Annotated in this window: 14 protein-coding genes; 9 read left to right on the top strand and 5 right to left on the bottom strand. The window is 58.5% G+C overall.

The genetic code is table 11. The features are described 5' to 3' along the window. Positions 1–163: 163 nt before the first annotated feature. The gene (gene tyrS, locus BUE92_RS19465) at positions 164–1,363 is read right to left on the bottom strand and encodes a tyrosine--tRNA ligase (RefSeq protein ID WP_073525795.1); all 1,200 of its coding nucleotides are present in this window, start codon (positions 1,361–1,363) and stop codon (positions 164–166) included. Between the two features lie 209 nt (positions 1,364–1,572). On the opposite strand from tyrS, the gene BUE92_RS19470 reads away from it, so the two are divergent. After that, a complete protein-coding gene (locus BUE92_RS19470; RefSeq protein WP_073525796.1) occupies positions 1,573–2,985 on the top strand; it encodes a peptidoglycan DD-metalloendopeptidase family protein in 1,413 nt (470 codons plus the stop codon). Positions 2,986–2,988: 3 nt separating this feature from the next. Next, positions 2,989–4,080, top strand: a complete 1,092-nt coding sequence (locus BUE92_RS19475) for an anhydro-N-acetylmuramic acid kinase (RefSeq protein WP_073525797.1) — start codon at positions 2,989–2,991, stop codon at positions 4,078–4,080. Between the two features lie 65 nt (positions 4,081–4,145). Here the strand turns inward: BUE92_RS19475 and erpA are convergent, their stop codons facing one another. Both erpA and argC read right to left on the bottom strand, forming a co-directional pair. Then, the gene (erpA, locus tag BUE92_RS19480) at positions 4,146–4,496 is read right to left on the bottom strand and encodes an iron-sulfur cluster insertion protein ErpA (RefSeq protein ID WP_003176443.1); all 351 of its coding nucleotides are present in this window, start codon (positions 4,494–4,496) and stop codon (positions 4,146–4,148) included. 164 nt (positions 4,497–4,660) lie between these two features. Then, the gene (gene argC / locus BUE92_RS19485) at positions 4,661–5,695 is read right to left on the bottom strand and encodes an N-acetyl-gamma-glutamyl-phosphate reductase (protein WP_073525798.1); all 1,035 of its coding nucleotides are present in this window, start codon (positions 5,693–5,695) and stop codon (positions 4,661–4,663) included. Between the two features lie 134 nt (positions 5,696–5,829). On the opposite strand from argC, the gene hemJ reads away from it, so the two are divergent. From hemJ to coq7, 6 genes are all read left to right on the top strand, one after another. Beyond that, positions 5,830–6,258 carry a protoporphyrinogen oxidase HemJ gene (hemJ, locus tag BUE92_RS19490; protein WP_003194674.1) on the top strand — a complete coding sequence of 143 codons (429 nt, stop codon included), beginning with the start codon at positions 5,830–5,832 and terminating at the stop codon, positions 6,256–6,258. Positions 6,259–6,282: 24 nt separating this feature from the next. Beyond that, a complete protein-coding gene (locus tag BUE92_RS19495; protein ID WP_073525799.1) occupies positions 6,283–7,245 on the top strand; it encodes an NAD(P)H-dependent flavin oxidoreductase in 963 nt (320 codons plus the stop codon). Positions 7,246–7,313: 68 nt separating this feature from the next. Then, complete coding sequence (locus BUE92_RS19500; RefSeq protein WP_073525800.1) at positions 7,314–8,270, top strand: DUF805 domain-containing protein; 957 nt, start codon at positions 7,314–7,316, stop codon at positions 8,268–8,270. Between the two features lie 61 nt (positions 8,271–8,331). Next, on the top strand, positions 8,332–9,120 hold the full coding sequence (locus BUE92_RS19505; RefSeq protein WP_073525801.1) for an SDR family NAD(P)-dependent oxidoreductase: 789 nt from the start codon (positions 8,332–8,334) through the stop codon (positions 9,118–9,120). Between the two features lie 45 nt (positions 9,121–9,165). Continuing rightward, positions 9,166–9,504, top strand: coding sequence for a histidine triad nucleotide-binding protein (locus tag BUE92_RS19510; protein WP_003194682.1), 339 nt, complete (start codon positions 9,166–9,168; stop codon positions 9,502–9,504). Positions 9,505–9,589: 85 nt separating this feature from the next. Beyond that, entirely contained in the window at positions 9,590–10,237 is a 648-nt protein-coding gene (gene coq7, locus BUE92_RS19515; RefSeq protein ID WP_003194684.1) for a 2-polyprenyl-3-methyl-6-methoxy-1,4-benzoquinone monooxygenase, read from the top strand. A 54-nt stretch (positions 10,238–10,291) separates the two neighbouring features. On the opposite strand, the gene BUE92_RS19520 is transcribed toward coq7, so the two are convergent. After that, entirely contained in the window at positions 10,292–10,714 is a 423-nt protein-coding gene (locus BUE92_RS19520; protein ID WP_003194686.1) for an OsmC family protein, read from the bottom strand. Between the two features lie 247 nt (positions 10,715–10,961). On the opposite strand from BUE92_RS19520, the gene crp reads away from it, so the two are divergent. Then, on the top strand, positions 10,962–11,606 hold the full coding sequence (gene crp / locus BUE92_RS19525) for a cAMP-activated global transcriptional regulator CRP (protein WP_073525802.1): 645 nt from the start codon (positions 10,962–10,964) through the stop codon (positions 11,604–11,606). Here the strand turns inward: crp and BUE92_RS19530 are convergent. After that, positions 11,603–12,298, bottom strand: a complete 696-nt coding sequence (locus BUE92_RS19530) for a lipoyl protein ligase domain-containing protein (RefSeq protein WP_073525803.1) — start codon at positions 12,296–12,298, stop codon at positions 11,603–11,605. The genes crp and BUE92_RS19530 overlap by 4 nt on opposite strands. Positions 12,299–12,378: the final 80 nt, after the last annotated feature.

Here is a 12,378-nt window from a genome sequence, read left to right on the forward strand (position 1 = left end):
AACACCTCTTTTTCAACTTCCTTTTGGCTTCGATGAACTGAAGCAACTTGCTGCCGAAAACTTCTTAACTCATTGTTTACCAAGGAGTTTTCCGTTTCGACTGCGCCGGAAGTGGGGCGAATTATAGACAGATATAATTCGCCGTCAACACCTATTTTCAGACTTATTCGGATTTGAGCGTAATACGCGCAAATGCCTTCTTCCCCGCCTGACAAACGTGAGTGGCGCCCAGCTCGTATATAAAGGTGCGATCAACCACCTCACCATCTATACGCACACCGCCCGAACCCAAGAGATCACGCGCGACCGCCGAATTCTTCACCAGGCCAGCCTTATTAAGCACAGCCGCAATCGGCATCGCCTCGGCAGCAGTCAATTCAACCTCCGGCAGATCGTCAGGTAGCTCACCGTCTTTCATGCGATTACCTGCCGCGCGGTGAGCGCTGGCCGCAGCCTCCTCGCCATGGAAACGCGCAACGATCTCTTCAGCCAGCTTAATCTTCACATCGCGAGGATTAGCGCCCGCCTCGACATCCGCCCGCAGCGCATTGATCTCGTCCATCGAGCGGAAGCTCAACAGCTCGAAGTACCGCCACATCAGCGCATCTGGAATAGACACCAGCTTGCCGTACATCACACCTGGTGCTTCCTGGATCCCGACATAGTTACCCAGGGACTTGGACATCTTCTTGACGCCATCCAAGCCTTCCAACAACGGCATGGTCAGAATGCACTGAGCCTCCTGACCATAGGCGCGCTGCAATTCACGCCCCATCAACAGGTTGAACTTCTGGTCGGTGCCACCCAACTCGACATCCGCACGCAGCGCCACCGAGTCATAGCCTTGAACCAGCGGGTAAAGGAACTCATGGATGGCGATTGGCTGATTGGTCGAGTAGCGCTTGTCGAAGTCATCGCGCTCGAGCATGCGTGCCACGGTGTACTGGGAAGTCAGGCGAATGAAATCTGCCGGCCCCATTTTGTCCATCCAGGTGGAGTTGAACGCCACCTCGGTCTTGGCTGGATCAAGGATCTTGAATACCTGGGTCTTGTAGGTCTCGGCATTATCGAGCACCTGCTCACGAGTCAGCGGCGGGCGCGTAGCGCTCTTGCCACTTGGATCACCGATCATCCCGGTGAAGTCACCTATAAGGAAGATGACCTGATGGCCCAGCTCCTGGAACTGACGCAGCTTATTAATAAGCACGGTATGGCCCAGGTGCAGATCCGGCGCGGTCGGATCAAAGCCAGCCTTGATACGCAGGGGTTGGCCACGCTTGAGCTTTTCGATCAGCTCGGACTCGACCAACAGTTCTTCCGCACCACGTTTTATCAGCGCTAGCTGCTCTTCAACCGACTTCATAACAGACCCGCAAGGCTCAGATTCAAAAGGGAACCAACCATACAAGATCAGGGACTAATTACAAGTTTTGCCCTGCGCACGGACACCGTTCAGCAAGCCCAGCGTTCGCGAGCTTGCGCCACAGATGATTTGGTTATATTTTATACAGTTATTTCATCTTCATCATGTCATTCATCTTTTCCATTTCATCTTCAAAGCCAAAATTACTTATGACCACTGAACCGTCTAAAGCGCCGCCGCTTTACCCGAAGACCCACCTGCTCGCCGCAAGTGGTATCGCCGCCCTTCTCAGCCTGGCACTGCTGGTATTCCCTTCCAGTGACGTTGAAGCCAAACGAACATCCCTGAGCCTTGATCTGGAAAGCCCAGTTGAACAACTGACACAAGATCAAGACGCTTCCGACGCTCAACAAGCCACAAACACTGCAACTCAATCACCTTTCGCACAGATCGAAAGCACTCCCGAAGACACCCAACAAGCCGCTCAGGAAGCACCTGCGGCAGCCGCAGCCAAGAATCCCCAGCACCGCGAAGTCATCGTGGGCAAAGGCGACACACTATCTACCCTGTTCGAGAAGGTTGGACTGCCTGCCGCCGCTGTAAATGAAGTGCTCGCCAGCGATAAGCAAGCCAAGCAATTCACTCAGCTCAAACGTGGCCAAAAGCTTGAGTTTGAGCTGACGCCAGACGGCCAGTTGAACAACCTGCACACCAGTATCAGCGACCTGGAAAGCATCAGCCTGAGCAAAGGCGCCAAAGGCTTTGCATTCAACCGAATTACCACCAAACCCGTCATGCGTTCCGCCTACGTACACGGCGTGATCAACAGCTCCCTGTCGCAATCTGCCGCGCGTGCAGGCCTTTCGCACAGCATGACCATGGACATGGCCAGCGTATTTGGCTACGACATCGACTTCGCTCAGGACATCCGTCAAGGCGATGAGTTCGACGTGATCTACGAGCAGAAAGTAGCCAACGGAAAAGTCGTGGGCACTGGCAACATTCTGTCTGCACGCTTCACCAACCGTGGCAAAACCTACACCGCCGTGCGCTACACCAACAAACAAGGCAACACCAGCTACTACACAGCTGATGGCAACAGCATGCGCAAGGCCTTCATCCGTACCCCCGTTGACTTTGCCCGTATTAGCTCGCGTTTCTCCATGGGTCGCAAGCATCCAATTCTGAACAAAATTCGCGCACATAAGGGCGTCGACTATGCCGCTCCACGTGGCACGCCAATTAAAGCGGCGGGCGACGGCAAGGTCTTGCTGGCAGGGCGCCGTGGTGGTTACGGCAATACGGTAATCATCCAGCACGGCAACACTTACCGCACGCTGTACGGCCACATGCAAGGGTTTGCCAAGGGCGTCAAAACTGGCGGCAACGTGAAACAGGGCCAAGTGATCGGTTACATCGGTACCACCGGCCTCTCCACCGGCCCGCATTTGCACTACGAGTTCCAGGTCAACGGCGTACACGTCGACCCATTGGGCCAGAAGCTGCCGATGGCTGACCCTATTGCCAAGGCCGAACGCGCGCGTTTCATGCAACAGAGCCAGCCGCTGATGGCACGGATGGATCAAGAGCGCTCCACCTTGCTGGCTTCGGCGAAGCGTTAAGGTATGCCGCTCTATATTGGTGTGATGTCCGGGACCAGCCTCGACGGCCTGGATATTGCTCTTATCGAACAAGGCGCGGCGATCAATCTGATCGCCACTCGCTACATCCCGATGCCTGACGCCTTGCGCGCAGAGCTGCTGAGCCTATGCGCCAGCGGCCCGGATGAAATCGCCCGCTCGGCAATTGCCCAGCAACAGTGGGTAACGCTTGCCGCTCAAGGCATCGTCGCCTTGCTGGATCAACAGAACCTCAAGCCTCAGGACATTCGGGCGATTGGTAGCCATGGTCAGACGATTCGCCATGAACCCGCCCGAGGCTTTACTGTTCAGATCGGCAACCCTGCCCTGCTCACCGAACTCACAGGCATCACCGTCGTCAGCGACTTCCGCAGCCGCGATGTCGCCGCCGGCGGCCAAGGCGCGCCTTTGGTTCCAGCCTTTCATGAAGCCTTGTTCGGCGAACAGACGGGCAATCGCGCGGTATTGAATGTCGGCGGGTTCAGCAACCTCAGCCTGATCGAGACGGGCAAGCCTGTCGCCGGTTTCGACTGCGGCCCAGGGAACGTGTTGCTCGATGCCTGGATTCACCTGCAGCGCGGCGAACACTTCGATCGGGACGGGCAATGGGCGGCCAGCGGCAAGGTCCAGGCCCAGTTGCTCAACACGCTGCTCAGCGATCCGTTCTTCATGACCAAAGGCCCGAAAAGCACGGGCCGCGAAGTGTTCAACCTGGCCTGGCTGCAGCAGCACCTTGGCCGTTTGCCCGCCTTTGAACCCCAAGACGTACAGGCCACCCTGCTGGAGCTGACGGCCCTGACCATCGTCGAGTCCCTGCAAAGCGCCCAGACTGACACAACAACCTTGCTGATCTGCGGCGGCGGCGCCCATAACGGAGCACTGATGAGCCGGCTGACAACGTTGCTGCCTTCCACCCATGTCAGCACTACAGCGACCTACGGCGTAGATCCTGACTGGGTAGAAGCAATGGCCTTCGCATGGCTGGCACACTGCTGCCTTGAAGGCATTGCCGCCAATCGCCCCAGCGTCACTGGCGCACGCGGGCTTCGAGTGCTTGGCGCGATCTACCCCGCCTGACCCCCAGACAGCAAAACGCCGCTTGGCCCGTAAGAGCCAAGCGGCGTTTTTGTACCTGCTACCGATCAGATCGAGAACGAAGACCCGCAACCACATGTCGTGGTGGCATTAGGGTTCTTGATCACGAAACGCGAGCCTTCCAGACCCTCCTGGTAATCCACCTCGGCACCCGCCAGGTATTGGAAACTCATAGGATCCACGACCAGGCTCACACCCTCGCGCTCAACGATAGTGTCGTCATCGGCCACATCTTCATCGAAGGTAAAACCGTACTGAAACCCTGAACAACCGCCGCCCGTAACGAATACGCGCAGCTTCAAGCGATCATTACCCTCTTCATCGACCAGGCTCTTCACCTTGTGCGCAGCACCGTGGGTGAATTGCAAAGCCGTGGGGGTGAAGGATTCAACGCTCATGCTGATAATCTCCCGGCGTAGCGCCGCCATATGCGTAATGGCCGGTATTATCCGCTTCTCCTAGAAAAGCGGTCAACTATTGTTACGGTATATCAATCTGCCCAGCGACCATTAAAATGCAAAAGGCCCGATCAACGGGCCTTTTGCGCAACAATAAGCCCGCGTTAAGGCAACATGCCCGCGTGGGACAGGCCCAACTTCTCGTCCAGGCCGAACAGGATGTTCATGTTCTGCACCGCCTGGCCCGACGCGCCTTTGACCAGGTTGTCGATCACCGACAACACCACCACAAGGTCACCATCCTGCGGACGATGCACCGCAATACGGCACACGTTGGCGCCACGCACGCTGCGCGTTTCCGGATGGCTGCCGGCCGGCATCACATCGACGAACGGCTCATTGGCATAACGCTTTTCAAACAGCGCCTGCAGGTCTACCGAGCGATCGGTGACGGTCGCATACAGCGTGGAGTGAATCCCGCGGATCATCGGCGTCAGGTGCGGCACGAAGGTCAGCCCCACATCCCGGCCGGCAGCGCGACGCAAACCCTGGCGAATTTCCGGCAGGTGCCGATGACCTTTTACCGCATAGGCTTTCATGCTTTCCGACGTTTCGGAGTAAAGGGAACCTACCGCCGCACCACGACCCGCACCACTGACGCCCGACTTGCAGTCGGCGATCAGGCGCGACGCATCCGCCAAGCCAGCTTCCAACAATGGCAGGAAGCCCAATTGCGTCGCCGTCGGATAGCAACCCGGCACGGCAATCAGGCGCGCTTGCTTGATCTGCTCACGATTGACTTCCGGCAGGCCGTAAACCGCCTCTTCCAAGAGCTGCGGCGCACCATGGGGTTGACCGTACCATTTGGCCCACTCATCGGCGTCTTGCAGACGGAAGTCTGCCGACAAGTCGATAACCTTGGTGCCGGCCGCCAGCAACTCACCGGCCAACGCATGAGCCACACCGTGAGGCGTGGCGAAGAACACCACGTCGCAGGCAGCCAGGGTCTTGGTGTCCGGCACACTGAACGCCAGGCCGTCATAGTGGCCCCGCAGGTTCGGGTACATATCGGCCACGGCCAGCCCGGCTTCGGATCGGGAAGTGATGACCGCCACCTCAGCCTGCGGATGCTGAGCCAACAGACGCAGCAATTCGACACCGGTGTAACCCGTGCCGCCGACGATACCGACCTTGACCATAAACCTGCCCTCAACGAACCCACTGGAAAGCCGTCGATAATAGGGGCCGTATCGTCCTGCGACAACCGTCAACGTGACGTACGGGCGCATGAGCCACTACTATCTTCGCTACCGTGAACCTGGGAATAACTAAAATGCTCTATCTATGGGTCAAAGCCTTCCATATCGTCAGCATCGTTTGCTGGTTTGCCGGGCTGTTCTACCTGCCGCGCCTGTTTGTCTACCACGCCCAAAGCGAAGACACCGTCAGCAAGGAGCGCTTCAGCATCATGGAGCGCAAGTTGTACCGTGGCATCATGGGCCCGGCGATGGTTGCCACACTGGTCTTCGGCATCTGGATGCTGGCCCTCAACCCCGGCATTTTCCAGTCGGGCGCGTGGATCCACGCCAAGCTGACCCTGGTCGTCCTGCTGATCGGCTATCACCACATGTGCGGCGCACAGGTAAAGCGCTTCGCCCGTGGCGAAAACACCCGCAGCCATGTCTTTTATCGCTGGTTCAATGAGGTCCCGGTTCTGATATTGCTGGCTATCGTAATTTTGGTCGTGGTCAAACCGTTCTAACGTCAATTACTCGGGGAACCTCCAATGTCGCTGCCCGCTCTGCTGGAACAACGTCTGCGCCTGCCCGTGGTGGCCGCGCCGATGTTTCTGATCTCCAATCCGCAACTGGTCCTGGCCTGCTGTCGCAACGGGGTAGTTGGGAGTTTCCCGGCGCTCAACCAACGCGAAAGCAGCGGTTTCAAGGCCTGGCTGGAAGAAATCGAAGCGGGCTTGGCGCAGTTGGACAACCCTGCGCCCTATGCCGTGAACCTGATCGTGCACAACAGCAATCCACGGCTGGAGGCCGACCTGGCGATCTGTGTCGAGCACAAGGTGCCCATCGTCATCACCAGCCTCGGTGCGGTAAAGGAGTTGGTGGACGCGGTTCACAGCTACGGTGGCCTGGTATTCCATGACGTCACTACCCGACGCCATGCGGAAAAAGCCGCTGAAGCCGGCGTCGACGGCCTCATTGCCGTAGCCGCTGGCGCGGGTGGCCACGCTGGCACCTGGAGCCCCTTTTCACTGATTGCCGAAATTCGCCAGTTCTTCGACAAAACCCTGCTGCTGGCGGGCTGCCTTAACCATGGGCACGAAATTCTTGCCGCCCAGATGCTGGGGGCAGACCTGGCATATTTCGGCACGCGCTTTATCGGCACCACCGAAAGCCAGGCACCGGATGCCTATAAGGAGATGCTGCTCACATCGCGTGCTGCCGACATCGTGCACACTCCTGCAGTCTCCGGCGTACCTGCAAGCTTCATGCGCCAGAGCCTGGAAAATGCCGGTTTTGACCTTGCTGCGCTTCAAGGCAAGGGTGAAGTCAATTTCGGTTCCAAGCTCAAGCCATTGAGCGATGAGGCCAAAGCGTGGAAAACTGTATGGTCTGCCGGCCAAGGCGTCGGTGAGATCAATGATGTGCCCAGTGTGGATGAGCTCATAGCGCGCCTGGATGTCGAATACCGCAAAGCACGCGAGCACGCCGCGCAACTGCGCTGGCCACGCTGACCCACTGCCGGGCCTGCCAACTGGACAGGCCTGCATACCCTCCCTGATTAAGTGACAAGGATGCCCGCATGAGCGACAGCCGTTTCAAGATTGTGTTTGACGGAGCCTTGCGCCCAGGTGTCGAAAGCACCACCGCCAAGCTGAACCTCGCCGAGTTATTCAAAAGCGATGTTGAAGCGATCGAAAAGCTCTTCACCGGCCGCCCCGTCGCGCTCAAGCGCGACCTGTCTCACCCCGACGCGCAAACTTACCTGACGGCACTGCACAACGCCGGGATCGACGCTCGCATCGAGGCCGAACAACCCGTGGCGTTCAACCTTGCAGAAACCCACGAGACGGACTCGTCAACCTCTGACCGCGCCGCTGCGTCACCTTATGCACCGCCACGCGCCGCAGTTGGCGACGACCTGCCGGAGTTCGCCACCCTCAAGGTGTTCACCATCCACGGGCGCATCGGACGCCTGCGCTACCTGGCCTGGACGCTGGCACTGACCGTCGCGATGCTGGTAGCAGCGGGCATCATCAGTACGGTGGGCTTCGCAGTGGCGACGGCCTCGCCAACGATCGCCATCATTCTCGGCTCACTGCTGGGTTTCGCACTGTTTGTGGCACTGGTAGTGGTGAGCGTGCAAATCGGCGTGCAGCGCCTGCATGACCTGGGCTGGTCTGGCTGGCTGTACCTGCTCAACCTGGTTCCGCTGGTAAACAGCGTATTCCCACTGCTGTTGCTGGTATTGCCAGGCAATACGGGCGCCAACCAATACGGCGCGCCACCACCACGCAACTCCACTGCGGTGAAAATCCTGGCTTCGCTGTGGCTGGCGTTTATCCCCTTGATGCTCATCATCGTCGTCACCCTGGGCATGAATGGCTACCTGGACCAGCTTGAAGCCAACATGGACAGCAGCTACGAAAGCAGCTCCGTCACCTCAGACGCAGACGTCGACCAAAGCGTTATCGTTGATGAAGCCGCAGCGCAAAGTGCTGACGATGCAGCCGAACCTGTAGACTCTCCAGAACAGTGAGGAAACGCCCGCCGCCTGTGACGCACTGTCATAGGCCGGTGGCGTTGCGATGGAGAAAGGCATGACCCGTTACGCTCTGATCACCGGCGCCTCCAGTGGCATCGGCCTGGCATTGGCCGAAGCCTTGGCACGGCGCGGCCGTAGCTTGATTCTGGTGGCCCGCCAGCGTGATCAGTTGGAAAGCATTGCATTGGAGTTGACCCAACGCTTCGGCGTCGAGGTGCTGTTTCGTGCCTGTGACCTGGGCGAGCCGCTGCGTTTGTCCGGCTTTTTGCTGGAGCTCGAAGAGGGTGAGCGACAGATCGACTTGCTGGTCAACTGCGCCGGCATCGGCACCAGCGGGCCGTTCCTGGCCCAGGACTGGATGACCGAGCAGGACCTCATCGAAGTCAACATCCTGGCGCTGACCCGCATGTGCCACGCACTGGGCAATGCCATGGCCCTGCATGGCGGCGGGCAAATCCTCAATGTGGCCTCGGTCGCAGCCTTCCAGCCTGGGCCGTGGATGAGCAGCTACTACGCCAGCAAAGCCTACGTACTGCACTTCTCCGAAGGGCTGCGCGAAGAATTGAAGACCTGCGGCATCAAGGTTTCAGTGCTCTGCCCCGGCCCTACGCGCACCGCATTCTTCAGTACCGCGCAGATGGATACGGCGAAACTCGACCGCAGCCAGCAACTGATGAGCCCGGAAGAAGTCGCGCTCTACACCGTGCGGGCGCTGGAAAAGAACAAAGCCATCATCATTCCCGGGCGCCGCAACCGTTGGCTGACGTTCAGCCCACGCCTGAGCCCGCGCTGGCTCACCCGCAAAATTGCCGGCGCCATCAACAAGGCCTATTGCCCACGCTGAAGGCCTACGTACACTCACCTCACTTTTCACAATGGAGATACAGCTGTGGATACTCTGTTCACCAAGATCATCAACAGAGAAATACCGGCGAAGATCATCTATGAAGATGACCAAGTCCTGGCTTTTCACGATATCGCCCCGCAGGCGCCAGTGCATTTCCTGGTTATCCCGAAAAAGCCCATTCGTACCCTCAACGACCTGACCGAGGACGATAAGGCGCTGGCCGGCCATATCCTGTTCACCGCCCAACGCCTGGCCGTGGAACAAGGCTGCGAAAAAGGCTTTCGTGTAGTGATGAATTGCAATGAAGACGGCGGGCAAACCGTTTACCACATCCATATGCACGTGCTGGGCCAGCGCCAGATGAACTGGCCACCGGGCTGAGTGCACAAGGGCAAATTGACTCAGCACAAACGCTGGACGCTCTCTTGCGGTAAACTGGCCGCCGAGATTCTTCCCGGAGGTCAGCATGACTACCCAACGTCACTACTCGCCGATTGACCGTCTGTTGCTGCAAGCCGACATGGCCATGCGCACCCTGCTGCCGTTCAGCGGCCAGCCCTACCGTCCATCGCCCGCCATCGTGCAGCCGGATGTACAGCTGAGCGAGACCGATACCCGTCACGTCGCTGGCCTGATGCGCATCAACCATACCGGTGAAGTCTGTGCCCAGGCGTTGTACCAGGGCCAGGCGCTGACCGCCAAGTTGCCACAGGTACGCACGGCGATGGAGCATGCGGCCGAGGAAGAGATCGACCACCTGGCCTGGTGCGAACAACGCATCCGCCAGTTGGGCAGCCATCCCAGCGTGCTCAACCCACTGTTTTATGGCTTGTCGTTTGGTATCGGCGCGGCTGCCGGGCTGATCAGCGACAAAGTCAGCCTGGGGTTTGTAGCCGCGACAGAACATCAGGTGTGCAAGCACCTGGATGAACACCTGGAGCAACTGCCGGCCGAAGACGAAAAGTCACGGGCCATTCTTGAGCAGATGCGCATCGATGAAGAACACCACGCAGAGAGCGCGCTGGACGCGGGCGGCTTCCGCTTTCCAGCCCCGGTACGGTTCGGCATGAGCCTGTTGGCCAAGGTCATGACCAAAAGCACCTATCGAATCTGAACCGAAAAAAGAAAAAAAGGGCGCCCGAAGCGCCCTTTCTTTTGCCTGCTGCAATCAACCCAGCTCGATGATTTCGTAGTCGTGGGTAATGACCACGCCCGCGGCCCCCAGCATGATCGATGCTGAGCAGTACTTCTCGGCCGACAGCTCGATGGCACGCTTGACCTGGGCTTCTTTCAACGCCCGGCCCTTGACCACGAAATGCATATGGATCTTGGTAAAGACCTTCGGGTCTTCAGTGGCGCGCTCGGCTTCCAGGAAGGCTTCGCAGCTTTCCACAGCCTGGCGGGACTTCTTCAAGATGCTGACCACATCGAAATTGCTGCAACCGCCCACACCCAGCAGCAACATTTCCATCGGCCGTACACCCAGGTTACGGCCGCCGGCTTCCGGCGGACCGTCCATGACCACCACGTGGCCGCTGCCCGACTCACCGAGGAACATGGCTTCGCCCGCCCATTGGATGCGTGCCTTCATCGCCCAGACTCCACTGCTAAAAAAGGGTCGCCAGCTTAGCACAGGGTCTTGAAACAGCAGCGCCCTGCAAAAATTCGATAAATGACAGCGTTTGCCCGGTAAATTGGCTAATCGCGACAGAAGGTGTCTGGTAAGCTGGCGCCAAATGAATGGCGCATTGCCATGTCTTGTACAGCGTTTATCGATGAGATGCCGCTGGATAAAAACAACGCCAACGACACCGCGCAGTCTTTTTCGGGATACAACCATGGTTGCTCTTACTCCCACACCCAAGATCAAGAACCTCGACAAGCTGTTGCTGCATTGCCAGCGCCGACGTCATCCGGCCAAGCACAACATCATCTGCGCCGGCGAGCGCTCAGAAACCCTGTTCTTCATCATCAAGGGCTCGGTCACCATCCTGATCGAGGATGAAGATGGCCGTGAGATGATCATTGCCTACCTCAACGCCGGAGACTTCTTCGGGGAGCTGGGTTTGTTTGAACAGGCAGGCAAAGAGCAGGAACGCAGCGCTTGGGTACGGGCCAAAGTTGAATGTGAAGTGGCCGAGATCAGCTATACGAAATTTCGCGAACTGGCCCAGCATGATCCAGATATCTTGTATGCCCTGAGCGGTCAGATCGCCCAGCGCCTGCGCGACACCACGCGCAAGGTCGGCGACCTGGCGTTCTTTGATGTCACCGGCCGCGTCGCTCGCTGCCTGCTGGAGCTATGCAAGCAACCCGATGCCATGACCCATCCCGACGGCATGCAGATCAAAGTCACGCGCCAGGAGATTGGACGTATTGTCGGGTGTTCTCGGGAAATGGTCGGCCGCGTGCTCAAGGACTTGGAGGAACGTAACCTGGTGCACGTCAAAGGCAAGACAATGGTGGTATTCGGTACCCGTTAAACCGGCAGGAAGCCAGCCAGCATCTGCCGGTACAACGTGTCGAGCCGGTTGATCGCATCCGGCGCGGGAAACGCTTCGTGCAGTGCGATATGGCTGTCGGCGCGAACTCGCTGTTCCAAGCCACAGGCTTGATTGAAGCGGTTGACCGCCGCAATCAATTCCTCACGATCATTCTCCAGCAACATTGCCCCATGCACCAACCCGACCGGGCGGCCACCGCTTTGTCGCCAACGCTGGGCAGTGCCCACCATTTTGCGGCAATTGAGATTGACGTTGTAACGACCGTCGCAAAACGCACCGTCAATTTCGCCGACGGACGCATCGCCACCCAACTCGATCAACAGATCACAGATCGGTTGGCACAAGCGCTGATAACCGGTTTCGATGCGCCCTTGGTCGCCTTCGCTACGGGGCGGGGCATAGATCAGGGCGATGTTGACCGTGGCGCCGGACTGCGGCACCGGCTCACCGCCGGTTTCACGCAGCAATACCGGCCAACCCGCATCGGCCGAGACCTGGCTCGCGGCCTCGAATGCCGGCAGCCGGCTCAAACGGCGCGGCATGACCAGCGCTTGGTCACTGGGCTGCCAGAACAGCAATCCGAATGCCTGCTCACCCGCGCAAACGGCTGCCAACAGGGCTTGCTCGGCGGCAAGGCCAGCTTCGACAGTCATGATCACGGGCTGGAGCATCGAACACCTACTTACCTTGAATAAACACAAACCTAATGTGGGAGCTGGCTTGCCTGCGATAGCGGTGTATCAGCTACACA

This window comes from Pseudomonas fluorescens (genome assembly GCF_001902145.1).
Taxonomy (GTDB): Bacteria; Pseudomonadota; Gammaproteobacteria; order Pseudomonadales; family Pseudomonadaceae; genus Aquipseudomonas; species Aquipseudomonas fluorescens_BV.